General features: G+C 64.7%; 27 protein-coding genes. 22 read left to right on the forward strand and 5 right to left on the reverse strand.

Annotated elements, in window-relative coordinates:
• Nucleotides 1-183 precede the first annotated feature (183 nt).
• From coxB to I603_RS04745, 16 genes are all read left to right on the forward strand, one after another.
• Nucleotides 184-1,203, forward strand: coding sequence for a cytochrome c oxidase subunit II (gene coxB, locus I603_RS04675; RefSeq protein ID WP_232305249.1), 1,020 nt, complete (start codon nucleotides 184-186; stop codon nucleotides 1,201-1,203).
• A 37-nt stretch (nucleotides 1,204-1,240) separates the two neighbouring features.
• Nucleotides 1,241-2,947, forward strand: a complete 1,707-nt coding sequence (ctaD, locus tag I603_RS04680; protein ID WP_068862680.1) for a cytochrome c oxidase subunit I — start codon at nucleotides 1,241-1,243, stop codon at nucleotides 2,945-2,947.
• 95 nt (nucleotides 2,948-3,042) lie between these two features.
• On the forward strand, nucleotides 3,043-3,972 hold the full coding sequence (locus tag I603_RS04685) for a heme o synthase (protein ID WP_068862682.1): 930 nt from the start codon (nucleotides 3,043-3,045) through the stop codon (nucleotides 3,970-3,972).
• The gene (locus I603_RS14880; protein ID WP_267889887.1) at nucleotides 3,969-4,097 is read left to right on the forward strand and encodes a hypothetical protein; all 129 of its coding nucleotides are present in this window, start codon (nucleotides 3,969-3,971) and stop codon (nucleotides 4,095-4,097) included. Before I603_RS04685 ends, I603_RS14880 begins: the two co-directional genes overlap by 4 nt.
• Nucleotides 4,097-4,702, forward strand: coding sequence for a cytochrome c oxidase assembly protein (locus I603_RS04690; protein WP_084439847.1), 606 nt, complete (start codon nucleotides 4,097-4,099; stop codon nucleotides 4,700-4,702). Before I603_RS14880 ends, I603_RS04690 begins: the two co-directional genes overlap by 1 nt.
• Nucleotides 4,703-4,736: 34 nt before the next feature.
• On the forward strand, nucleotides 4,737-5,609 hold the full coding sequence (locus I603_RS04695) for a cytochrome c oxidase subunit 3 (RefSeq protein ID WP_068862683.1): 873 nt from the start codon (nucleotides 4,737-4,739) through the stop codon (nucleotides 5,607-5,609).
• A gap of 44 nt (nucleotides 5,610-5,653) precedes the next feature.
• Nucleotides 5,654-5,992: a DUF983 domain-containing protein gene (locus I603_RS04700; protein WP_232305250.1), complete on the forward strand. Its 339-nt coding sequence runs from the start codon at nucleotides 5,654-5,656 to the stop codon at nucleotides 5,990-5,992.
• Nucleotides 5,989-6,564, forward strand: a complete 576-nt coding sequence (locus tag I603_RS04705) for an SURF1 family cytochrome oxidase biogenesis protein (protein WP_068862687.1) — start codon at nucleotides 5,989-5,991, stop codon at nucleotides 6,562-6,564. The genes I603_RS04700 and I603_RS04705 overlap by 4 nt, the downstream gene beginning before the upstream one ends.
• A 65-nt stretch (nucleotides 6,565-6,629) precedes the next feature.
• Nucleotides 6,630-8,039: a threonine synthase gene (gene thrC, locus I603_RS04710; RefSeq protein ID WP_068862689.1), complete on the forward strand. Its 1,410-nt coding sequence runs from the start codon at nucleotides 6,630-6,632 to the stop codon at nucleotides 8,037-8,039.
• Entirely contained in the window at nucleotides 8,039-8,929 is an 891-nt protein-coding gene (locus I603_RS04715) for an RsmD family RNA methyltransferase (protein ID WP_068862690.1), read from the forward strand. Before thrC ends, I603_RS04715 begins: the two co-directional genes overlap by 1 nt.
• Before the next feature lie 70 nt (nucleotides 8,930-8,999).
• The gene (locus tag I603_RS04720) at nucleotides 9,000-9,386 is read left to right on the forward strand and encodes a dihydroneopterin aldolase (protein ID WP_068862692.1); all 387 of its coding nucleotides are present in this window, start codon (nucleotides 9,000-9,002) and stop codon (nucleotides 9,384-9,386) included.
• Nucleotides 9,387-9,390: 4 nt separating this feature from the next.
• Entirely contained in the window at nucleotides 9,391-9,708 is a 318-nt protein-coding gene (locus I603_RS04725; RefSeq protein WP_068862694.1) for a Rossmann fold domain-containing protein, read from the forward strand.
• On the forward strand, nucleotides 9,701-10,768 hold the full coding sequence (gene moaA / locus I603_RS04730) for a GTP 3',8-cyclase MoaA (protein ID WP_084439851.1): 1,068 nt from the start codon (nucleotides 9,701-9,703) through the stop codon (nucleotides 10,766-10,768). Before I603_RS04725 ends, moaA begins: the two co-directional genes overlap by 8 nt.
• Nucleotide 10,769: 1 nt before the next feature.
• A complete protein-coding gene (locus tag I603_RS04735) occupies nucleotides 10,770-11,009 on the forward strand; it encodes a MoaD/ThiS family protein (protein WP_068862695.1) in 240 nt (79 codons plus the stop codon).
• Nucleotides 11,009-11,464 carry a molybdenum cofactor biosynthesis protein MoaE gene (locus tag I603_RS04740; RefSeq protein WP_068863284.1) on the forward strand — a complete coding sequence of 152 codons (456 nt, stop codon included), beginning with the start codon at nucleotides 11,009-11,011 and terminating at the stop codon, nucleotides 11,462-11,464. The genes I603_RS04735 and I603_RS04740 overlap by 1 nt, the downstream gene beginning before the upstream one ends.
• Before the next feature lie 68 nt (nucleotides 11,465-11,532).
• Nucleotides 11,533-11,970, forward strand: coding sequence for a hypothetical protein (locus I603_RS04745; protein WP_068862697.1), 438 nt, complete (start codon nucleotides 11,533-11,535; stop codon nucleotides 11,968-11,970).
• A gap of 111 nt (nucleotides 11,971-12,081) precedes the next feature.
• Here the strand turns inward: I603_RS04745 and I603_RS04750 are convergent, their stop codons facing one another.
• The gene (locus I603_RS04750) at nucleotides 12,082-12,771 is read right to left on the reverse strand and encodes a Crp/Fnr family transcriptional regulator (RefSeq protein WP_068862699.1); all 690 of its coding nucleotides are present in this window, start codon (nucleotides 12,769-12,771) and stop codon (nucleotides 12,082-12,084) included.
• The gene (locus I603_RS04755; protein ID WP_143736749.1) at nucleotides 12,768-13,178 is read right to left on the reverse strand and encodes a hypothetical protein; all 411 of its coding nucleotides are present in this window, start codon (nucleotides 13,176-13,178) and stop codon (nucleotides 12,768-12,770) included. Before I603_RS04755 ends, I603_RS04750 begins: the two co-directional genes overlap by 4 nt.
• Nucleotides 13,179-13,500: 322 nt before the next feature.
• On the opposite strand from I603_RS04755, the gene rplU reads away from it, so the two are divergent.
• From rplU to I603_RS04775, 4 genes are all read left to right on the forward strand, one after another.
• On the forward strand, nucleotides 13,501-13,875 hold the full coding sequence (gene rplU, locus I603_RS04760; protein ID WP_068862702.1) for a 50S ribosomal protein L21: 375 nt from the start codon (nucleotides 13,501-13,503) through the stop codon (nucleotides 13,873-13,875).
• A gap of 14 nt (nucleotides 13,876-13,889) precedes the next feature.
• A complete protein-coding gene (gene rpmA / locus I603_RS04765) occupies nucleotides 13,890-14,159 on the forward strand; it encodes a 50S ribosomal protein L27 (protein WP_068862704.1) in 270 nt (89 codons plus the stop codon).
• Nucleotides 14,160-14,373: 214 nt separating this feature from the next.
• On the forward strand, nucleotides 14,374-14,913 hold the full coding sequence (locus tag I603_RS04770) for a GNAT family N-acetyltransferase (protein ID WP_068862706.1): 540 nt from the start codon (nucleotides 14,374-14,376) through the stop codon (nucleotides 14,911-14,913).
• 54 nt (nucleotides 14,914-14,967) lie between these two features.
• Complete coding sequence (locus I603_RS04775) at nucleotides 14,968-15,567, forward strand: TetR family transcriptional regulator (protein WP_068862707.1); 600 nt, start codon at nucleotides 14,968-14,970, stop codon at nucleotides 15,565-15,567.
• On the opposite strand, the gene ygfZ is transcribed toward I603_RS04775, so the two are convergent.
• A complete protein-coding gene (gene ygfZ, locus I603_RS04780) occupies nucleotides 15,564-16,298 on the reverse strand; it encodes a CAF17-like 4Fe-4S cluster assembly/insertion protein YgfZ (RefSeq protein WP_068862709.1) in 735 nt (244 codons plus the stop codon). The two genes, I603_RS04775 and ygfZ, sit on opposite strands and share 4 nt — an antisense overlap.
• A 141-nt stretch (nucleotides 16,299-16,439) precedes the next feature.
• On the opposite strand from ygfZ, the gene pyrC reads away from it, so the two are divergent.
• Nucleotides 16,440-17,477 carry a dihydroorotase gene (gene pyrC / locus I603_RS04785; RefSeq protein ID WP_068862710.1) on the forward strand — a complete coding sequence of 346 codons (1,038 nt, stop codon included), beginning with the start codon at nucleotides 16,440-16,442 and terminating at the stop codon, nucleotides 17,475-17,477.
• On the opposite strand, the gene rarD is transcribed toward pyrC, so the two are convergent.
• Nucleotides 17,474-18,376 carry an EamA family transporter RarD gene (gene rarD / locus I603_RS04790; protein WP_068862712.1) on the reverse strand — a complete coding sequence of 301 codons (903 nt, stop codon included), beginning with the start codon at nucleotides 18,374-18,376 and terminating at the stop codon, nucleotides 17,474-17,476. The two genes, pyrC and rarD, sit on opposite strands and share 4 nt — an antisense overlap.
• Nucleotides 18,377-18,694: 318 nt before the next feature.
• Between rarD and I603_RS04795 the strand changes: the two genes are divergently transcribed.
• Nucleotides 18,695-19,405 (forward strand): hypothetical protein, encoded by a 711-nt coding sequence (locus I603_RS04795; protein WP_068862714.1) that lies wholly within the window; start codon nucleotides 18,695-18,697, stop codon nucleotides 19,403-19,405.
• On the opposite strand, the gene astD is transcribed toward I603_RS04795, so the two are convergent.
• Nucleotides 19,402-20,814 (reverse strand): succinylglutamate-semialdehyde dehydrogenase, encoded by a 1,413-nt coding sequence (gene astD / locus I603_RS04800; RefSeq protein WP_068862716.1) that lies wholly within the window; start codon nucleotides 20,812-20,814, stop codon nucleotides 19,402-19,404. The genes I603_RS04795 and astD overlap by 4 nt on opposite strands.
• Nucleotides 20,815-20,820 lie beyond the last annotated feature (6 nt).

The following is a 20,820-nucleotide window of genomic DNA, read 5'->3' on the forward strand; positions in this document are numbered from 1 at the left end:
GGAGGCTTGCATAATTTTCTCCCTAGAAGCGCTTGAGGCACTCGGCAAGCGCGGCTAAGGGCGGGGCAAGGCTGGCGTGAATGTCGGCAATTTGCTGTCCGGAGGAGGAATGCCGGACAGCGAGGGATCAGAATTCGAAAAACAAAAATTTCGAAGTAACTTGGACACATGAAGATGGGTCAGATGCACACCCGTATGAAAATTGCTACCCTTGCGGCGCTCGCTGCATTCGCGGCGCTGTTCGCGCAGGTTCCAGCTGTCGCACAGGATGCGGCGGCGCAGGCTACCGCCCCTGATGCCGGCATGATCGAAGCCGTGAGCGAAGCGGCCGCGACCGAGGGCAGCTATACCCCGATGGCGCCGACCAAGGGCAAGGGTATGCCGACCGATCCCCGCTCGGATGAGCCGGGCGCGATGGCCAAGTCGTTGACTTTTCAGGACCAGTACACCGATAACGGCATTTATGCGCTGGGCATGCATGATTACATCCTGCTCCCGGTCATCACCGTTATCAGCCTGTTCGTGCTCGGCCTGTTGCTCTATGTGATCGTTCGCTTCAACCGCCGCGCCAATCCGGTCGCTTCCAAGACCACGCACAATACCATGATCGAAGTGGTCTGGACGATCGTGCCGGTCATTATCCTGGTCGTGATCGCGGTTCCCTCGATCACGCTGCTCGCGCGCCAGTACGAAACCCCGCCCGCCGAGGCCGTCACCATCAAGGCGACGGGTTACCAGTGGTACTGGGGCTATACCTATCCCGATCACGGCGAGATCGAGGTCGTGTCGAACATGCTGCCCGAAGACGAGGCCGTGCGCCGCGGTGAGCCGGGCCAGTTGGCGGTCGACAACCGCATGGTCGTGCCTGCCGGAGTTCCGCTGCGCATCCAGACCACTGCGTCCGACGTGATCCACGCTTTCGCTGTGCCGTCGCTGTGGTTTAAGATGGATGCGGTTCCGGGCCGGCTCAATGAAAAGCTGCTGACCATCAAGGAGCCGGGCGTCTATTACGGCCAGTGCTCCGAGCTGTGCGGTTCGCGCCACGCCTATATGCCGATTGCGATCGAGGCGCTGCCGCCCGAGGAGTTCGCGGCATGGGTCAAGGCACAGGGCGGGTCGATGCCGGGCGAGGAAGCCGAGGCTGCGGCTCCGGCGTCCGAGGAAGCCGCGCCTGAACAGGTCGCGCTGCTGACCGCCCGCTGAGAACAAAGAACGAATAAAACCTGAGAGTATCTGAACGATGGCTACCACCGCAGAAGGCTTCGACATCCACCACGATGATCATGCCCATGATCACGCGGACCACAAGCCGGGCTTCTTCGCCCGCTGGTTCATGTCGACCAACCACAAGGACATCGGCACGATGTACCTGATCTTCGCGATTATCGCGGGGATCGTAGGGGGTGCCATTTCGGGTATCATGCGCCTCGAGCTGGCCGAACCGGGCATCCAGTACCTGCAATGGTGGGCGCAGTTCATGGGCGGCGGCAATGATCTGAACACCGCGCTGCACATGTGGAACGTGTTCATCACCGCCCACGGCCTTATCATGGTGTTCTTCATGGTCATGCCGGCGATGATCGGGGGCTTCGGCAACTGGTTCGTGCCGCTGATGATCGGTGCGCCGGACATGGCCTTCCCGCGCATGAACAACGTGAGCTTCTGGCTGACGGTGGCGGGCTTCTTCAGCCTGCTGTTCTCGCTCTTCGTTCCCGGCGGTTCCGGCCCCGGCGCAGGCACCGGCTGGACGGTCTATGCCCCGCTTTCGACCAGCGGTTCGGTCGGTCCGGCGGTCGATTTCGCGATCTTCTCGCTGCACCTTTCGGGCGCTGGCTCGATCCTGGGTGCGACCAACTTCATCACCACCATCTTCAACATGCGCGCGCCGGGCATGACCCTGCACAAGATGCCGCTGTTCGTGTGGTCGGTGCTGGTCACCGCCTTCCTGTTGCTGCTCGCGCTGCCCGTTCTGGCCGCTGCCATTACGATGCTGCTGACCGACCGCAATTTCGGCACGACCTTCTTCGATCCGGCCGGCGGCGGTGATCCGGTGCTCTACCAGCACCTTTTCTGGTTCTTCGGTCACCCGGAAGTCTACATCATGATCCTGCCGGGCTTCGGCATGATCAGCCAGATCGTGGCGACCTTCAGCCGCAAGCCGGTGTTCGGCTATCTCGGCATGGCCTACGCCATGGTCGCGATCGGCGTGGTCGGCTTCATCGTCTGGGCGCACCACATGTATACCGTGGGCCTCGATGTGAACACGAAGATGTACTTCACCGCGGCGACTATGGTGATCGCGGTGCCGACCGGCGTGAAGATCTTCAGCTGGATCGCGACGATGTGGGGCGGCAGCCTCGAATTCAAGTCGCCGATGGTCTGGTCGTTGGGCTTCATCTTCCTGTTCACCGTCGGCGGCGTGACCGGCGTGGTGCTGGCCAATGGCGGCATCGACGACAACCTGCATGACACCTACTACGTGGTGGCGCATTTCCACTATGTGCTGTCGATGGGTGCGGTGTTCTCGATGTTCGCCGGCTTCTACTACTGGTTCCCGAAGATGAGCGGGCGGATGCACTCCGAGCTGCTTTCGCACATCCACTTCTGGACCTTCTTCATAGGCGTGAACGTGATCTTCTTCCCGCAGCACTTCCTGGGCATGCAGGGGATGCCGCGCCGTTATCCCGATTATCCTGAAGCCTACACCTTCTGGCACGAGATCAGCACCTACGGCTATTACATCATGGCCGGATCGATGATCTTCTTCTTCGTCAACATCCTCTACGCGCTGGCTGCGGGCAAGAAGGCCGAAGCCAATCCGTGGGGCGAAGGCGCGACGACGCTCGAATGGACCCTGCCGAGCCCGCCGCCCTACCACCAGTTCGAAACCCTGCCGGTGATCACCGACAGCATGGACTACCACGATCACCGTCCGGCGACGGCGTAACGGGCACGTGATCGGCTCCTTCGCGGGAGCGTGAAACAAAGGGGGGAGCGCGGGCGAGAAGGCTCGCGCTCCTTGCCCATGGAACGATGAGAACGATGGCAAGCACCGCACCCCAAACCGGCACCGCGATGCCCGCGGAATGGCGTGATTTCTTCACGCTGACCAAGCCGCGCGTGATGACGCTGGTGATCTTCACCGCGATCTGCGGCGTGCTGGCCGCGCCGGGCAGCATCCATCCGGTTCTCGGCTTCACCGCGATCCTCGCGATTGCGATGGGCGCGGGCGGCTCGGCGGTTCTCAACATGTGGTGGGAAGCCGATATCGACGCAGGGATGAAGCGCACCATGAACCGCCCGCTTCCCGGCGGCCGGATGCAGCGAGAGGACGCGCGCGATTTCGGAATATTCCTGTCGGGCGTATCGGTGCTGCTGATGGGCGTTGCCATCGGCTGGCTGGCGGCCGCGCTGCTGCTGCTTGCGATTATCTACTACGCGGTGATCTACACCATGTGGCTCAAGCCGCGCACCCCGCAGAACATCGTCATCGGCGGCGGTGCCGGCGCGTTCCCGCCGCTGATCGGCTGGGTGGCCGTGACGGGCGAGGTCACCGCCATGCCGATCCTGCTGTTCGCGATCATCTTCTTCTGGACCCCGCCGCACTTCTGGGCGCTCGCGCTGTTCGTCGAGGCCGATTATGCCAAGGTCGGCATTCCGATGATGCCGGTGGTCGCGGGCGAGAAGCCGACCCGCCGCCAGATCTGGTGGTACACCGTACTGCTCGCGCCGATCGCTATCGCGCCGTGGGTTATCGGCGGGACAAGCTGGCTCTACGGCATGACCGCGGTCACGCTCTCGCTGCTGTTCGCCTGGCTGGCATGGCCCGTGGGCTCCCGCATGCGTGCCGCCGAGGGTGACAAGATGCTGCCTGAAAAGAAGCTCTTCAAGTTCTCGATCTACTATCTCTTCGCGCTGTTCGCGGCGCTGGTGGCGGATCGGGTCGCGGCCTACCAGGGGTGGATCGCGTGACGCCTGAAGAGCAGAAGGAATTCGAACGGCGGCGCAAGAGCCGCAATCTTGTGGTGGCGGGTACGCTGCTGTTCTTCGTGATGCTGTTCTATGCCATCACCATCGTGCGGATCGGGGACGGCTGATGGCTTCGCACGCGCCCCTGGCCCACGACGCCGAGACCGCCCGCCGTAACGCGCGGGTCGGGCTGATGGCGTTTGCCGGCGCGCTGTTCATGCTCGGGCTCGGCTATGCCGCAGTGCCGCTTTACGAGATGTTCTGCCGCGTCACCGGCTTTGGCGGTACCACGCAGGTTGCAAGCGCCAGCGATGCCGCGCGTGCCGAGGCGCTGGCTTCGGGCGAGCGGATCTCGATCCGCTTCGACGCCTCGACCGCTTCCGACATGCCCTGGACTTTCCGTCCTTCGCAAGCGACCGACACCATCACCATCGGCCAGCGCGACATTGCCACCTATGTCGCGCGCAACAACAGCCCCTTGCCGATCACCGGCACCGCCACCTTCAATGTCGAGCCGGAGCAGGCGGGCAAGTATTTCAACAAGATCCAGTGTTTCTGCTTTACCGAGCAAACCCTTGCCCCCGGGCAGGAGGTTACCATGCCGGTGCTCTACTATGTCGACCCGGCGATGCTGGAGGACGAGAACATGAAGGGCGTGGAGCAGATCACGCTGAGTTACACTTTCCATCGCACCAAGGACCCGGTTACACTGGCGTCCGCGGGCACCGACTGACCAACGCAAGCAACCCAGGGACGGGAACATCCACATGGCTGGCACGGCAAACCACGATTACCACATTCTCGAACCCGATATCTGGCCGCTGGTCGGCTCGATCTCGGCGCTGACCTTCACCAGCGGCATGGTGCTGAGCTGGCACCCCGACGTGCTTGGCCCGATTGCCGGCGCGACGGTGCTGTGGGCGGGCCTTGCGGGCCTGATCGCCACCTTCTTCATGTGGTTCAAGAACATCGTCATCGAAGCCCAGCGCGGCGATCACACCCCGGTGGTGCAGCTTCACATGCGCTACGGCATGATCCTGTTCATCGCTTCGGAAGTGATGTTCTTCGTCGGCTGGTTCTGGAGCTTCTTCGATTTCGCGCTGTTCCCGACCCCGCTGAGCTTTGATGCAGCATCGGGCAGCACCACCAGCCTGTTTGGCGAAGCGGGCGCCATCGCGCAGTTCATTCCCGAAGGAATGGAAGTGCTCGATCCCTTCGCGCTGCCGCTGCTCAACACGCTGATCCTGCTGTGTTCGGGCACCACGGTGACCTGGGCGCACCACTCGCTTATCCATGGCGACCGCACCGGCCTCAAGCAGGGCCTGTGGGCGACCATCGCGCTGGGCGTGTTGTTCAGCTTCATCCAGGCCTATGAATACTCGGTTGCCCCCTTCGGTTTCGGCGGCAACACCTATTCATCGGCCTTCTACATGGCGACGGGCTTCCACGGCTTCCACGTGCTGGTCGGCACGATCTTCCTCGCCGTGTGTCTCTATCGCGCCTATCTCGGCCACTTCACCCCGCGCCAGCACTTCGGCTTCGAAGCGGCGGCGTGGTACTGGCACTTCGTCGACGTCGTGTGGCTGTTCCTGTTCGTCGCCGTCTATGTCTGGGGCGGCTGGGGCGCCGAATACCACTGATGCTTCCGGACGAAAGTCCGACGGAACAGAAGGGGCAGCCGGGGTTGGGAGTTTCTCTCGCCCGGGCTGCCCTTTCCGGTTTGTGCCCCCGCTGCGGGGCCAAAACGCTGTTCGCCGCGCCTGCTGGTCTGGCGGAGGAATGCGCGAGCTGCGGGCTCGATTTCCTGACGCTGGAGCGGGGCGGGCGCTTTGTCGGCGTCCTGACAATGCTGCTGGCGCTGGTGCTGATCTTTGCCGCGCTGGGCGTGGATGAATGGCTGCGCCCGCCGCTGTGGGCGAGCCTCGCCTTCTGGGCGCCGGTGACGGTGGGCACGGTGATCGGCGCCCTCAGGCTCTACAAGACCATCTGGATCTATCATTCCTATCAGGGGAGCGAGGAATGAGCCGCCGCGTGCCGATCATCCCGACCATCATCGTGCTGGCCGCGGTCGCCACGATGATCGCGCTGGGCGTGTGGCAGTTGGGGCGCAAGACCGAGAAGGAGGCACTGATCGCCCGCTATGAGGCGGCGCTGCAAGACAGCTCCGAGGTCACTTGGCCTGCGCCTGCCGACTATCGGAATGCCCTGTTTCGCCGGACGACCATCGATTGCCGCGAGGTGCGGGGCATTGATCCGATCTCCGGCAAATCCGCCGCCGGACGATCCGGCTGGGTGCATGTGGCAAGATGCAGCCATGGTGGCTCGGGTGTAGCTGACGTGACTATCGGCTGGTCACGCTCACCCCAATCTCCGCAATGGTCAGGCGGGCCGGTCAGCGGGCGCATTGCCAGTTACGGCGATACCATCCGGCTCGTGGCCGAAACGCCGCAGGCAGGGCTTCAACCGCTCGCTCCGCCAGATCCCGGCGACCTGCCCAACAACCACCTCGCCTATGCCGGGCAGTGGTTCTTCTTCGCGCTGACCGCACTGGTCATCTACGTGCTGGCATTGCGCCGCCGCCGCCGCGTTTCTTGATTGCCGCGATTTCCGAGTCGGGAAATGTTCCATTTCCCTCGAAATCGCTCTAGGCGCCTTCGCATATGCAATATGTCTCGACACGCGGGAGCGCACCGGCGCTCGATTTCGAAGGGGTGACGCTGGCAGGCCTCGCCAGCGACGGGGGGCTGTATCTGCCCGCCGAATGGCCGCGGTTCAGCGCCGACGAGATCCGCGGGCTTCGCGGCCTTGCCTATCCCGATCTCGCCGCACGGATCATGGCGCCCTTCGTTGCGGGCAGCCTGACGGAAGACGAACTGCTCTGCCTGTGCCACGCTGTCTATGGCGATTTCGGCCATGCCGCTGTCACGCCGCTGGTGCAGCTCGACGCCCAGCACTGGCTGCTCGAACTGTTCCACGGCCCGACGCTCGCCTTCAAGGACGTCGCGCTGCAACTGCTCGGCCGCCTGTTCGAAACCTTCCTCGAACGTCGGGGCGAAAAGCTGACTATCGTCGGGGCGACCAGCGGCGATACGGGGTCGGCCGCGATTCAGGCCGTCGCGGGGCTGGAACGGGTCGAGATCTTCATGCTCCATCCCAAGGGCCGGGTCAGCGACGTGCAGCGCCGCCAGATGACCACGGTGCGCGCGCCCAATGTCCACAACCTCGCCATTGATGGCAGCTTCGATGACGCGCAGGCCCATGTGAAGCGCATGTTCACCGATGCCGAGGTGACGAATGTCCTCAACCTGGGGGCGGTCAATTCGATCAACTGGGCGCGCCTGATGGCGCAGGTGGTCTATTACTTCGCCTCCGCGCTCGGGCTGGGGGCGCCCGACCGGACCGTGGCCTATTCCGTCCCCACCGGCAATTTCGGGGATGTCTTCGCGGGCTATGTCGCAGCGAAAATGGGCCTGCCGATCGAACGCCTGATCGTCGCCACCAACATCAACGACATCCTTTACCGTGCCCTGTCCTCGGGCGACTATTCGGCGGGCGGGGTCACACCGACCATTACCCCATCGATGGACATTCAGGTTTCCTCGAATTTCGAGCGCCTGCTGTTCGATGCCGGAGAGCGGGACGGGGCGGCGATGGCCGAACAGATGCGCGCTTTCGAGGCCTCCAAGGCGATGCAGCTGACCAATGCGCAAGCGCAAGGTGCTGCGGCCCTGTTCGCCTCGGCGCGGGCCGACCAGGTCGAAACCGCGCGGGCGCTGCAATGGGCCTGGCGCAAGACGGGGCAGGTGATCGATCCGCACACCGGCGTCGGCCTCCATTGCGCGCTGTCGGTTGCGGCGGCGGGAACTGTTGCGCCGGGCATTCCTCTGGTTACCCTCGCGACCGCGCACCCCGCCAAGTTCCCCGATGCGGTCGAGCGGGCCATTGGCGTGCGCCCGGCGTTGCCGTCACGGGTGGGTGATCTGTTCGGGCGCGAGGAGAGTTTTGTCGAACTGGCGGGCGATTACGCCGCCACCCGCGACTACGTGCTCGGTCACGCCGGGAACGCCTGATGGCGCGCCTTGTCCAGCAACCGCTGGTGATGGAATGCACCGGATGGGATTCCTACCGCCTGCTCGACAGCGGGGCGGGGCGCAAGTGGGAGGCCTTCGGCCCGCACAGCTTTATCCGGCCAGAGCCCCAGGCCATGTGGCAGCCGCGCCTTTCGGAGTGGCCCGCAGCGGGCGAGTTCATCCCCGGATCGGACGAGGACGGCGGCGGACGTTGGCACTTCGTGCAAGCCCTGCCTGAGGATGGCTGGCCGCTGGCGTGGAACGAGGTCCGCTTCACCGCCAGGCCCACCCCGTTCCGCCACCTGCAATTCTTCCCCGACATGGCGCCGGTATGGGCGTGGATGCGCGGCCAGCTTGACGGCATGGATGATGCCGAGACCATGAACCTGTTCGGCTATACCGGCCTCGGCACGCTGGCCCTGTCGCGCCATGGCAAGGTCACCCATGTCGATGCCTCGAAGAAATCCGTGGCGCAGGCGCGCGAGAACGCTGTCCTTTCGGACATGACGGATCGCCCGATCCGCTGGCTGACCGACGATGCCGCGAAATTTACCGCGCGCGAGGTGCGGCGCGGGCGGCGCTATGACGGGATCATCCTCGATCCGCCGAAGTTCGGGCGCGGGCCGGATGGCGAGGTGTGGCGGCTGGAGGAGCACCTGCCGGGCCTGATCGCCGACTGTGCGAAGCTGCTCGACAAGGACAGCCGCTTCGTGTTCCTCACCGTCTATGCCGTGCGCATGAGCAGCCTTGCGATTGCCGGCCTGCTGGAAGAGGCGCTCCGCCACCTGCCCGGGCAGATCGAGCACGGCGACCTTGCCGTGCGCGAGGAAGCAGAGGGCGGTCGCCTGCTCCCCACCGCAATCTTCGCGCGCTGGTCAAATCCGCTCTAGTTGTGGTCGCATCGCTGAAAGCCGAAAACCGGTGCCCACTTTTCGGCGCGATGCTCTAAAGCCCGCGCCCATGACCGATTCGCTTACCCTCGAAGTCAACGATCTCGTCGTCGATGTCCTGACCGGCATCTATTCCGAGGAGACCGGCAAACCCCAGCCGCTGCGCATCAGCATCGCGGCGCGCTATGCCGTGGCCGACCGCTATGATCCCGACACGCCGCTCGATGCGTCGAAGAACTACATGGACCTCAAGTTCGCCGCGACAGGTGGATTGCCCGCAGGCGTGCATTTCAAGCTGATCGAGGCAGTGGCCGACCACATCTGCGAGACGCTGTTCGTGCAGGACGCAAAGGTTCAGGCGGTGACGGTGAAGATCGTGAAGCTGGCGATTGCGGAAGGCAGCGAGCAGATCGGCATCACGCTCCACCGCGAGCGTCCGGCCGATCACGGAGCGTAAGGCGATGATGCGGCAGATCGAGGTCGGCAAGCTGCCCGATGGCGCTCTCGATGCCGCGGGCACTGTCATGGCCTTTCACCTCGAGGCCGCCCGCGCAGCGCTGGCCGATGCTGATTGCTCCGCACTTGCCATCATCCTGCCGCCCGCAAACCATGATCACCGCGAATGGCGGCTGGCACTGGCGCGCGACCTTGCGCGCGAGGCGGCGCCCAAACGTGTCAATCTGGTTGCGGGACTGCCCGGTGATGCGCGTGCAGAGGTGCTGCGCTTTTTGGCAGATGCGCCGGGCGTGACAGGGCACTATCTCGTGTGTCATGAATGACAACGTGCCCACAGCCTCTCCTCGCAAGCCTGACCTGATCCTGCTGCGCGATCCGGCGGAAAGCGCGCCGCCTCTGGTGGACAGCTTCCAGCGCCGCATCACCTATCTGCGCCTGTCGGTCACCGACCGCTGCGACCTCAGATGTTCGTACTGCATGCCCGAGCGCATGACCTTCCTGCCCAAGAAGGAGGTTCTCAGCCTCGAGGAGCTGTATGATCTCGCCACCGGCTTCATAGCGCGCGGTGTTACCAAGATCCGCATTACCGGGGGCGAGCCGCTGGTGCGGCGCGACATCATCGACCTGTTCACGGCGCTGGGCCGCAGGCTGGGCCATGATCTGGCCGAACTGACGCTGACCACCAACGGCACCCAACTGGCGACCCATGCCGAGGCGCTGGCGCGGGCGGGGGTGAAGCGGGTCAACGTCTCGCTCGACACGCTGGACCGCGCGAAGTTCGCCGAGCTGACCCGGCGCGATAGCCTGCCGCAGGTGCTCGAAGGGATTGCGACGGCCAAGGCGGCCGGGCTCAAGGTCAAGCTGAACGCCGTGGCGCTGAAGGGCGTGAACGAGCACGAATTGCCCGATCTTATCGCCTGGGGCCATGCGCAAGGCCACGATGTTACCCTGATCGAGGTCATGCCGCTCGGCGATGTCGAAGAGGAACGGCTCGACCAGTATCTGCCGCTCGATGATGTGCGCGCCCGGTTGGAGCAGCGCTGGACGCTGCGCGAGAGCAATCACCGCACCGGCGGCCCGTCGCGCTATGTCGATATTGCCGAAACCGGCGGGCGCCTGGGCTTTATTACCCCGCACACCAACAATTTCTGCGCCGGCTGCAACCGGCTGCGCGTGACGGCGACGGGACAGCTTTATCCCTGCCTCGGCGGGGGCGAGCGGGTCGATCTGCGCGCGGCACTGCGCTCCGATGCGCCGGAGGCCAATCTTGCCGCCGCGCTCGACGAGGCGCTCAGGATCAAGCCCGAAAAGCACCACTTCCGCATGGATGCGCGCGGGGCCGCTCCTGCGGTGCCGCGGCACATGTCGATGACGGGCGGGTGAGGTGATCACCGTCGTCTTCCTCGGGAAGCTCGCCGATCTTGCGGGTGCGCCGACGCTCCGGCTTTCTGCTCCGCTCGACTGGGCCGGGCTCAAGGCCGCGCTTCCCGAAGCGCTCGGCGAAGCGGTGGATGATCCGAGGAACCGCGTGGCGGTGAACGGCGCGCTGCTGGCCGACAAGGCGGCATTGCAGGCGGGTGCGGGCGACGAGATCGCGCTGCTGCCGCCGGTGTCGGGGGGATGATGCGCGATATTCGTCTGCTTGACCGGATGTTCATTCCCGGCACGCTGATCGGCCCCTTCACGCAGGCGAATCCCGGGCTGGGCGGCGTTTGCACTTTCGTGGGCGAAGTGCGGTTCGATGCCGCAGAGCAGGGGGGTGTCGAGGCGCTGGAGCTTACTCATTACGAGCCTTTGACCCTGCCGGGGATGCACGAACTGGCCGACCGCGCGTTCGAACGCTTCGATTTGATGGGGCTCCTGATGGTTCACCGCGTCGGCATGATGCGCCCGGGCGAGCCGATCGTCTGCGTCTCCGCCGCCGCGCTCCACCGCCGCGACGCGATCGATGCGGTCGATTTCTGCATGGACCACCTCAAAAGCGCCGCGTGGTTCTGGAAGCGCGAAAAGCGCGCGGGCGAATGGCACTGGATCGAGCCGCGCCAACAGGATCACGAAGACCTGGCGCGCTGGCAGTGATTTGATCCCGATCAAGGCAGGGACGTTCGGACAGGGGTAATTCTTCTCCAACACAAGGAGGATCACCCATGAGCCACATCGTCCACGATCTCATCGCCCGCGGCGAAGCGCGCGTTGTCGACCAACCGGCATCGGCGCCGGTGCGCCATCAGGTCGAGGTTGACCGCAATTTCGGCCTGCCCACCGTTTTCTATGCGGTCATGGCCGCTTGTTACGTCGGTTTTCTGGTGATTACCGTCACTGCCTTCGCCAGCCCGCTGCTGATCGTGCCCATGGCGGTGATTGGCCTGTTTCTGGTGATGTTCTTCGGCATCCCGACGGTATGGACCCGGTTCCGCGGCAACGTGAGCAGCCCCGAAACGCTCGGCGAGTTCGAGGTCAAGGGCATCATGACCAATACCGGCCCGCTGCGCCCGCGTGATGCCGCGATACAGATGCTGATCCTGCCGGTGCTGCTGGTGCTCTGGGGTCTGGCCGTGGTCATTATCGCCGCGATCGTGGCCTGACCTGCTGCAAACAAGCTCCCCCACTGCGGGGCGGTGGTCAGCCGGACTGCCGCCCCGTTTCTTGTTTCGGATCCTGCGTGCGCCGGCGCATGTCCGGCGCAAGAGGATGCCCTAGCGCCCCGATATATCCTGCAGCAGCTCCGCATCCCTGATCACGATCCCGCGCTTGCCTTCGCGCTGGATCGCGCCGGTGTCCTCCAGTTCGCCGAGCTTGCGGCTCACTGTCTCGATCGTGAGGCCTAGCATATTGGCGATTTCCCCGCGGGTCAGCGGCAGGTCGAAACGGCCCGCGAGGTGACACGAGCTGTCGCTGGCGGCAGCGGCGAAATCGTGGAGCAAGGCGGCAAGGCGCGCTTCGGCGCTGGCATGGCCGGTCAGTTCGAGCAGTGTGCGGGTCGCCAGCAGATCGGCCTGGCTGCGACGCAGCAGCGCGCGGGCAAGCGCAGGATAATCCTCGATCGCCCGCTCGATATCGCGCTTGGCAAAGGTGCACAGGCGGCTTTCGGTCAGCGCCACCACATCGTGATGGGCAAAAGGCGCGAACAGTTCGCCGATGAAGCCGGAAGGATGGACCAGTGCCAGGATTTGCTCGTTGCCGTCCGCATCGACCGCCGAAACCTTGAGCGCTCCTGTCAGCAGCGTCGCGCAGGCGGCATCCTCGTCGCCGGCAGCAAACAGCATCTCGCCCCGCTTGAGCGTGCGCGTGCGTCCGGCCGCGGCCATGGCATCGCGTTCTTCCGGGGTCAGCACGGCGCAGGCTGCGGTCTCCTTGACCGGGCAGGTGCTGCACGCAAGGTTCATTGTCCCAATTCCTCCCATAAACGCGCCATCGTCGCATTCTGACCGCTCACCAGCGCTTCAACCGTTCCGCGGGCGGTCTCGATGTCCTCGGCCGGGGCGAAGGTGGTGGCGCTTTCTGCGACAAGCCGATCCAGTTCCGCCAGCACCGCCGAAGCTGCGCCGCGCCGGGCGGCCAGATCGGCCATCGCTACCAGTGCGGCGGCGCGTGTATCGCTTTCTACCGGCTGGCCTGAGGCGCGGCGGACCAGTGGTTCGGCCAGCGCCGCCTCGCGGGTGAAGCCGTTATCAGCCTCGGCAGCTCTGGCGACCAGCGCGCGCAGCGCCGCCGCATCGGCGAGCGGACGAATCGGTTCAGCCGGAGCCGAGGCGACAGGCGCCGCCGCGCTCTCGAACGCACGCGTTGCCAACGAGGGATAAGGCCCGTCGCTTCCCGCGCAGGCGCACAGACCCGCACTCAGCGGAAGCAGCAGATGAAATTTCCGTCGCGCAAGCATATAGACCCCGTTCCCCGTTACCATGCCAGCAGCCGATGGCAAAGCCACCTGTCAGATTGGCGTGTGATTGCTCGGGGCGCGAATTTTGGCTGCCCAGCCCGTTGACTTGCTCGCGCCTTTCACCTAACGGCACCCATCTTTCCGGGGCTGCACCATCGCAAGCCTCGCACTGCCGTTCGGTCGATGTGGGAAGTTCACCCGGCCGGACACAGCTCAAGATCGAGAGTATAGAGACATGTTCGCTGTAGTGCGCACGGGCGGCAAGCAATATCGGGTTGCCGCCGGAGACAAGATTGCCGTTGAAAAGCTCGCGGGCGAAGCCGGCGACACGATTACGCTGGGCGATGTCCTGCTGGCGGGTGAGGGCGATACCCTTGCCGACGCCGCGAAGGTGACCGTTTCGGCGGAAATCATCGCCCAGGCCAAGAGCGAGAAGGTGATCGTCTTCAAGAAGCGTCGCCGTCACAATTATCGCCGCAAGAACGGCCACCGCCAGCAGATGACCCTGCTGCGCATTACCGCCGTGGGCGAAGGCAAGCCGGCTGCCAAGAAGGCTGCCGCCAAGAAGACCAAGACCGAAGCCGCCGAAGCGGCTGCCTCGGCCGAGTAAGGAGCTAACGGACCATGGCACACAAGAAAGCAGGCGGTTCGTCGCGCAACGGTCGTGATTCGGCCGGTCGTCGCTTGGGCGTGAAGAAGTTCGGCGGTCAGGAAGTGATCGGCGGCAACATCATCATCCGCCAGCGCGGCACCAAGGTGTACCCGGGCGTCAATGTCGGCATCGGCAAGGATCACACCCTTTACGCGCTCGAAGCGGGCGTGGTGCGATTCCACTCGGGCAAGCTGGGTCGCAAATACGTCAGCGTAGACGCGATGGCCGAAGCCGCAGAGTAAGCGGACGACTCGATAAAGGGGCCGTCCGCAAGGATGGTCCCGGCGGGTGCAAGACCCGACCATTGAGGGAGACAGGACCATCCTCGCCAGAGGGGGTCCGTCTCCCTTTTTGCATTCTCCCTCGAAGCGGTGCGCGAATCACAAAGTTTCGCGGCCATGAAATTGTCATGCGTCGACACTAGGGGCGGCGCGGGACGAGAAAGGGAGAAGTCTCGTGTTCCATCGTACGCACAGATTGCTGCTGCGGCCGATCTGGCCCGAAGATTGGCAGGCGCTGTTCGCCGGTATTGCCGATGAAGGCGTCGTGCGTAACCTCGCGCGCGCGCCCTGGCCCTATCGTGAAAGCGATGCGCGCGCCTTCGCCGCCCTGCCTGCAGGGCCCCGCCATCCGCGTTTCCTGATCACCCGCGCGCGCGATGCACAGGTCGTCGGCTGCATCGGGATCGAACCCGTGGCCGAAGGCGATGCGGTTGAGCTGGGCTACTGGATCGCGCGGGCGTTCTGGGGTCAGGGCTTTGCCACCGAAGCGGGTGAGGCCGCGCTCGCCATCGCCGCGATGCTCGGTCATCGTCAGGCAGTCGCATCGCATTTCCTCGACAATCCCGCCTCGGGCCGGGTGCTGCGCAAGCTCGGCTTCGACCCGACCGGGCGCAGTTCCGAACGGTTTTCGTGCGGTCGCGGGGGCGCGGCGCAGGTGGCAGAGTATCGCCGGATACTGGACGCTTCGGCCAGCGAGCAACAGCGCGCGGCCTGAGCCAGGCGGTTCGGCGGCTTGTCGATCCGGCTGAAAGCCGTTAGGCGCCTCGCCATGGCTGCCCGCAAGAGACTGACACCCGAGGAATCGCGCAGTTCCGCCCTTGCTGCCGCACGCGCTCTGTTGATCGAGACGGGGCCGCAATCGGTGACGCTTAAGGCGGTGGCGGCGCGGATCGGACGCACTCATGCCAATCTGCTGCACCATTTCGGATCGGCCTCGGGTCTGCAAAAGGCGCTGGCCGAACACCTTGCGCGCTCGGTGTGCGAGACGATCATCGCCGCAGTGCGCGCCAGCCGCGCCGGGCTCGGCTCGGCGCGCGAGGTGGTCGATCTCGCCTTCGATGCCTTCGACCGCGAGGGGGCGGGTGCGCTGACCAGCTGGATGCTGCTGACCGGCAACGAGGATGCGCTCGATCCGATCATCTCCACGATCCACGACCTGGTCGACGAGCTCGCCCCGGACGAGGCCGATCACGGCCACGGGGCACAGAGCATCCACCACGACACGCTGACGCTGGTGCTGATGGCGCTGGGCGATGCGCTGATCGGCGGGGCGCTGGCGAAATCGCTCGGCCTGTCGAGGGATTCTGCGCGTGAACGGGCCGCCGCGATGCTCGAAGCGAGCCTCGCCCGGCATCAACAGGTCGCCTAGCTTTCGGGCGGTGCCAGCCCCGCACGCTGCCATGCGGGCAGCTGCTCGGCTTCGAGGTTTTCCACGCGCAGGTGATCGACCGCGAGATCGAAATCGGGATATTCCGCCACCCGCCGCACTGCGTCCGAATCGCCCAGCGGCACCACCACCAACCGGCGATTGACCTTCTGGCGCCAGTTCATCCGCGCGGTGTTTTCCTGCCCGACATAGCAGCCCTTGGTGAAACTGACGCCGTTCAGCTCGACCGCATTGGTCTCCAGCCACAGGATATCGCCCAGTTCCGCGCGGCCCTCCGGCACCCCTAGCGACAGGCGGTGGGCCAGCCATGCCCCATCCGCCGCTTCGCCCTCCGGCGCGGCGAGCCAGCGATGGCCGAGTGCGGCAAGACGCGGATCGGGAACGCTGCCATCCCGCGGCGCACGGCTCCAGTGCACGCCGATGCCGCTCTCGCGGGTGATCCCGATTTTCCGGCGCAGGCGATACATCGACAGGCGTTTGAGCAGCTCATCGGCTTGTTCGGCCTCGCAATCGAGCAGAAGATCGCTGCCCGCACCCCACACCAGAAAATCGAACAGATGCTTGCCCTGCGCCGTCAGCAGCGCGGCGTAGCAGGGCAGCGGTCCCGTTACGTCATTGGTGACAAGGCCCTGGAGGAAAGCGCCGACATCCTCGCTCTCGTCGAGGGCCGAGAGGCGGATCAGCGCGCGGCTGGCAAGATGGGTAGCAGTCATGCCTGACAGATAGGCACCGGCAAGGCTGGAGCAAAGTGCGTGATCGATGAATCACCCACTTTGCTCCATCCCTTTGCCGTCGCATCGCCTGATGCGGAAAACCGGTTCCCACTTTTCGGCGCGATGCTTTAAGGGGAAGCCATGACCGACACCCTCACTATCCGCCGACCCGATGACTGGCACCTGCATTTCCGTGATGGCGATATCATGCACGAAGTGGTCCCTTACACCGCACGCCAGTTCGCCCGCGCGATCGTGATGCCCAACCTCACACCGCCGGTGACGACGACGGCGCTGGGCGCGGCCTATCGGGAACGGATCATGGCCGCGGTGCCGGAGGGTGCCAGCTTCACCCCGCTGATGACCTGCTATCTCACCGACAACACCGACGCTGACGATCTGGCGCGCGGGGCGGCCGAGGGCGTGTTCACCGCCGCCAAGATGTATCCCGCCAACGCTACGACCAATTCGGCGGCGGGCGTCACGAATGTCGAGAATCTCTATCCCGTGCTCGCCCGGATGGAGGCCGAGGATATCGTGCTGTGCATCCACGGCGAGGTGACCGATCATTCGGTCGACGTGTTCGATCGGGAGAAAGAGTTCATCGACAGGCATTTGCGTGCCATTGTTGCAAACTTTCCGAAGCTGCGGGTGGTGTTTGAGCACATCACCACGTCCGACGCGGTCGACTTCGTGATGGAGGCAGGGGCTAATGTCGCTGCGACCATCACCCCGCAGCACCTGCACATCAACCGCAACGCGATGCTGGTCGGCGGGATCCAGCCGCATAATTACTGCCTGCCCGTCGCCAAGCGCGAGACGCACCGGCTGGCGCTGCGCAAGGCGGCCACCAGCGGGAACCCCAAGTTCTTCCTCGGCACCGATAGTGCACCGCATCTCAGGAAGGACAAGGAAAGCGCCTGTGGTTGCGCCGGCATCTTCGGTGCGCCCTACGCCCTGGAAAGCTATGTCACGGTGTTCGACGAGGAAGGTGCGCTCGACCGCTTCGAGGGCTTCGCCTCGCTTCACGGCCCGGCGTTTTACAAGCTGCCGGTCAACGAGGAGAGCGTGACACTGGAACGCGCCGACATCGCGGTGCCGCCGATGCTGCATGTAACGGGGCAGGAAATCGTGCCATGGCACGGCGGTCAGACGCTGGGGTGGCGCTTCGTCGGCTAGGCGGCGCGACGCGCGGCGCGGCGCTTGGAAAGAAGGTCGGTCACGAAGATCGCGACTGCGATCCAGATCAGCATGAAGCTTACAAGTTTCACCGGTTCAAGCGGTTGGCGGAATACCGTAAGACCGAGAATGAAGACGATAGTGGGCGCAAGATACTGGATGAAACCCAGCGACGAATAGTCCATCCGCCGCGCTGCGATGGCAAACAGCAGCAGCGGCACAGCCGTCACCACGCCCGAGAAGATGATGATCAGGCTGAGCCAGGCATCCTGTCCGAACGAGGATCCCTGAGGTCCGCTGGCATACCAGGCGGCGATGACGCTGGCAGGCAGCAGCAGGATTGCGCTCTCGATTGTCAGGCCGGGTAATGATCCGACTGAAACCTGTTTGCGGACAAGGCCGTAAAGTCCGAAGCTAAAGCCCAGTGTGAGGCTGATCCACAGGCTCGTGATCGCGCCTGCCGCCAGCAATGCGACCGCCGCGCCGGCCACGCCCACCGCCAGCCATTGACGCCGCGAGAGGCGCTCGCCCAGCAACAGCGTGCCGAGCAGGACATTGATCAGCGGGTTGAGGTAATAACCGATGCTGGCCGCGTAAACCTGCCCCTCCATGATCGCCCAGACATAGACCAGCCAGTTGACCGCAATCAGTATCGCACTGGCAAGCAACGCGACGAGCGCACGCGGGCTGCGCAGTGCGACCAGCAGTTCGGGAAGCTGGCGCCTGACCAGAACGATCAGGAGGCACAGCGGCAGCGTCCAGATGATGCGCCAGCCCACGAATTCGAACGGCGGAACGGTTTTCACCAGCAGCAGATAGAGCGGCAGGAAGCCCCAGATGACATAGGCTCCGATCGCCGGGACAAGGCCCGAAGGGGCGGGTGGTGCGGAGCTGGTCATGGAGTGCTGCCGTTAGGCCGGGGCGCCGGAGCGCGCAAGCCGGCAAGCCACGGGCTGCGCGATGAACGGGAGCTTTCATCCTTGCAGCCGATTCGTTCAGCTTGAGCATCCTATAGATGAACAACTTCGAGCGGGCGCACGCAACCCTCTCCCTCTGAGCGTGGTCCCGATCAACTTGCGGCCGTTCCCACCAAGCGGTCGCCTGCGCGGGCTGTCCGGTCCGCGGAAAGCGCCTCTCCCGGCCTTCGGGCCGGAGAGGCGCTTTCTACCAGAGGGTGGCAGAGCCAATCTTAACCATCTTGTGGCAGGACGTGCACGATGCGTCGCACCCTCGTCATTGTCCTGTCCCTGTGGCTTGCGGCCTGTTCCGGCGTACGCGAGGAGGATGGCACAAGCGATCCTCTCGCCACCGATCCGCTGGTCGCGCGTGCGCTTCACGATCCGCTCATGAGCGATCCCGATCTTTCGGCCCGCAACGAGGCCAATGCGCTGCTCGGCTTTGTGGCCGATTCGGGCCTGCCGCTGATCCCCGCCACACCCGAGGCCGCACAGGCGGCGCGCGAGGAAGGGCGGCTCGAATTGCTCGAGCAAGGCGAAATTCCGCCCCTTCCGGCGCCGGTCGCGGCCAGCGGCTCGATCCCCGGCGCCGAAGCGAACGCGGCTGATTTGCTCGCCGCGCTCGATGCGCCCGAAGCCTGTCTTCCGGACCTGAGCGATGATTTTGCCTGGGCCGCCGATCTGCCCGAAGTCGCGGCCATCATGCCGCACGGCATGGTGATGCGCGCTGCCGGAGCGCGCAGAGGTGGCTGCAATCTGCGGCTCATAAGTTACCGCACGCCGGCCGCCGCGCAGGATGTGTTGCAATATCACTTCACCCGGGCGGTCCGCGCCGGGCTCAGGCCCGAATACCATAGCGGGCCGGACAGTGCGATTGTCGCCCGGGGCAGGCAGGGCGCAGTTCTTGTCGTGGTGGCCCGTCCGTCAGCGACCGGCCATAACGCGGTCGATCTGCTTGTTCGCTTGCCTTAGGGTCTGAGACCAACCCCGATCGTCGCGCGCGGCTGGTCGACTTCGGTGCTGGCCACCGGGTAGGCGCAGTAGTCGGCGGCGTAATAGGCTGCCGGTCGGTGATTGCCCGACAGCCCGATCCCGCCGAACGGCGCTTTCGACGATGCCCCGTTGGTGGGGCTGTTCCAGTTGACGATACCAGCGCGGATATTGGCCCAGAACCGGCCGTATTCATCAGGCGTCCCGCCGATGAGCGAGGCAGACAGGCCGAAGCGGGTATTGTTGGCCTCGGTAATGCCGGCATCGAGATCGGGGACGCGGATGACCTGCAGGAGCGGGCCGAAAAGCTCGAGGTCCGGACGGTCGATCACGTCGGTGACGTCGATGATGCCGGGCGAGAGGAACGGCAGGTCGGGCACGTTGCGGCGCATGTGCAGCAGTGGCCGCCCGCCTGCGGTCATCAGCGTCACGAAGCTTTCCATCAGCCGGTCGGCGGTCTCGTTGTCGATCACCGGACCCATGAAGGGCTGGGGCTCGCCGACCGGATTGCCGACCATCAGCTTGCGTGTCAGCGGGACAAGCTCGGCCATCAGATCATCATAGACGCTGTCCTTGACGATCAGGCGGCGCGCGGCGGTGCAGCGCTGGCCGGCGCTGGTGAAAGCGCTCTGGACGATTAGCGTCGCGGCATCGGCAAGCTTGGGGGTGTCGATCACCACGATCGGATTGTTGCCGCCCATTTCCAGCGCGACGATCTTTCCAGGATTGCCGGCCAGCTTGCGGTTGATCGCAATGCCTGCATCGGCAGAGCCGGTGAACAGCACGCCATCGATACCCGGATGGGCGACCAGCGCCTTGCCTTCCTTCGGTCCGCCGATGACCAGCTGGATGACATCTTCCGGCACGCCCGCACGGTGGAAGCAGCCAACCAGCGCCTCGCCCACCGCCGGGGTCTTTTCCGAAGGCTTGAAGATCACCGCATTGCCCGCGATCAGCGCCGGGACGATGTGACCGTTCGGCAGGTGGGCGGGAAAATTGTAGGGGCCCAGCACCGCCATCACCCCGTGCGGCTTGTGTCGCACCGCAGCGCTGCCGTTGATCCCGCTGTCGAATTTCTTCTTGCCGGTGCGCTCGGCATAGGCCTGCACCGAAATATCGACCTTGTTCACGACCGCATCGACTTCGGTGCGGGCCTCCCACAAGGGCTTGCCCGCCTCGCGCGCGATAAGATCGGCAAGCCCTTCGCCTTCGCGCCGGACTTCGTTTGCGAAGGCGCGCAGGCTCTCGATCCGGTTGGTCAGGGGAAGTGCGGCCCAGGCCCCCCAGGCGCGCCGCGCGGTGCTGACCGCAGCATCGACATCGCCATGATTTCCCCGCCATATTTCCTCGCCGCTGGCGGGTTCGTAGGAAACGAGGATATTCTCGGTCACAGTGCC

The sequence above is a fragment of the Erythrobacter dokdonensis DSW-74 genome (genome assembly GCF_001677335.1).
GTDB classification, from domain to species: Bacteria; Pseudomonadota; Alphaproteobacteria; order Sphingomonadales; family Sphingomonadaceae; genus Erythrobacter; species Erythrobacter dokdonensis.

Coding starts and splice junctions, on each gene's coding strand:
- coxB (WP_232305249.1), top strand. CDS start 184: ATGCACACCCGTATGAAAATTGCTACCCTTGCGGCGCTCGCTGCATTC.
- ctaD (WP_068862680.1), top strand. CDS start 1,241: ATGGCTACCACCGCAGAAGGCTTCGACATCCACCACGATGATCATGCC.
- I603_RS04685 (WP_068862682.1), top strand. CDS start 3,043: ATGGCAAGCACCGCACCCCAAACCGGCACCGCGATGCCCGCGGAATGG.
- I603_RS04690 (WP_084439847.1), top strand. CDS start 4,097: ATGGCTTCGCACGCGCCCCTGGCCCACGACGCCGAGACCGCCCGCCGT.
- I603_RS04695 (WP_068862683.1), top strand. CDS start 4,737: ATGGCTGGCACGGCAAACCACGATTACCACATTCTCGAACCCGATATC.
- I603_RS04705 (WP_068862687.1), top strand. CDS start 5,989: ATGAGCCGCCGCGTGCCGATCATCCCGACCATCATCGTGCTGGCCGCG.
- thrC (WP_068862689.1), top strand. CDS start 6,630: ATGCAATATGTCTCGACACGCGGGAGCGCACCGGCGCTCGATTTCGAA.
- I603_RS04715 (WP_068862690.1), top strand. CDS start 8,039: ATGGCGCGCCTTGTCCAGCAACCGCTGGTGATGGAATGCACCGGATGG.
- I603_RS04720 (WP_068862692.1), top strand. CDS start 9,000: ATGACCGATTCGCTTACCCTCGAAGTCAACGATCTCGTCGTCGATGTC.
- I603_RS04725 (WP_068862694.1), top strand. CDS start 9,391: ATGATGCGGCAGATCGAGGTCGGCAAGCTGCCCGATGGCGCTCTCGAT.
- moaA (WP_084439851.1), top strand. CDS start 9,701: ATGAATGACAACGTGCCCACAGCCTCTCCTCGCAAGCCTGACCTGATC.
- I603_RS04740 (WP_068863284.1), top strand. CDS start 11,009: ATGCGCGATATTCGTCTGCTTGACCGGATGTTCATTCCCGGCACGCTG.
- I603_RS04745 (WP_068862697.1), top strand. CDS start 11,533: ATGAGCCACATCGTCCACGATCTCATCGCCCGCGGCGAAGCGCGCGTT.
- I603_RS04750 (WP_068862699.1), bottom strand. CDS start 12,771: ATGAACCTTGCGTGCAGCACCTGCCCGGTCAAGGAGACCGCAGCCTGC.
- rplU (WP_068862702.1), top strand. CDS start 13,501: ATGTTCGCTGTAGTGCGCACGGGCGGCAAGCAATATCGGGTTGCCGCC.
- rpmA (WP_068862704.1), top strand. CDS start 13,890: ATGGCACACAAGAAAGCAGGCGGTTCGTCGCGCAACGGTCGTGATTCG.
- I603_RS04775 (WP_068862707.1), top strand. CDS start 14,968: ATGGCTGCCCGCAAGAGACTGACACCCGAGGAATCGCGCAGTTCCGCC.
- ygfZ (WP_068862709.1), bottom strand. CDS start 16,298: ATGACTGCTACCCATCTTGCCAGCCGCGCGCTGATCCGCCTCTCGGCC.
- pyrC (WP_068862710.1), top strand. CDS start 16,440: ATGACCGACACCCTCACTATCCGCCGACCCGATGACTGGCACCTGCAT.
- rarD (WP_068862712.1), bottom strand. CDS start 18,376: ATGACCAGCTCCGCACCACCCGCCCCTTCGGGCCTTGTCCCGGCGATC.
- I603_RS04795 (WP_068862714.1), top strand. CDS start 18,695: ATGCGTCGCACCCTCGTCATTGTCCTGTCCCTGTGGCTTGCGGCCTGT.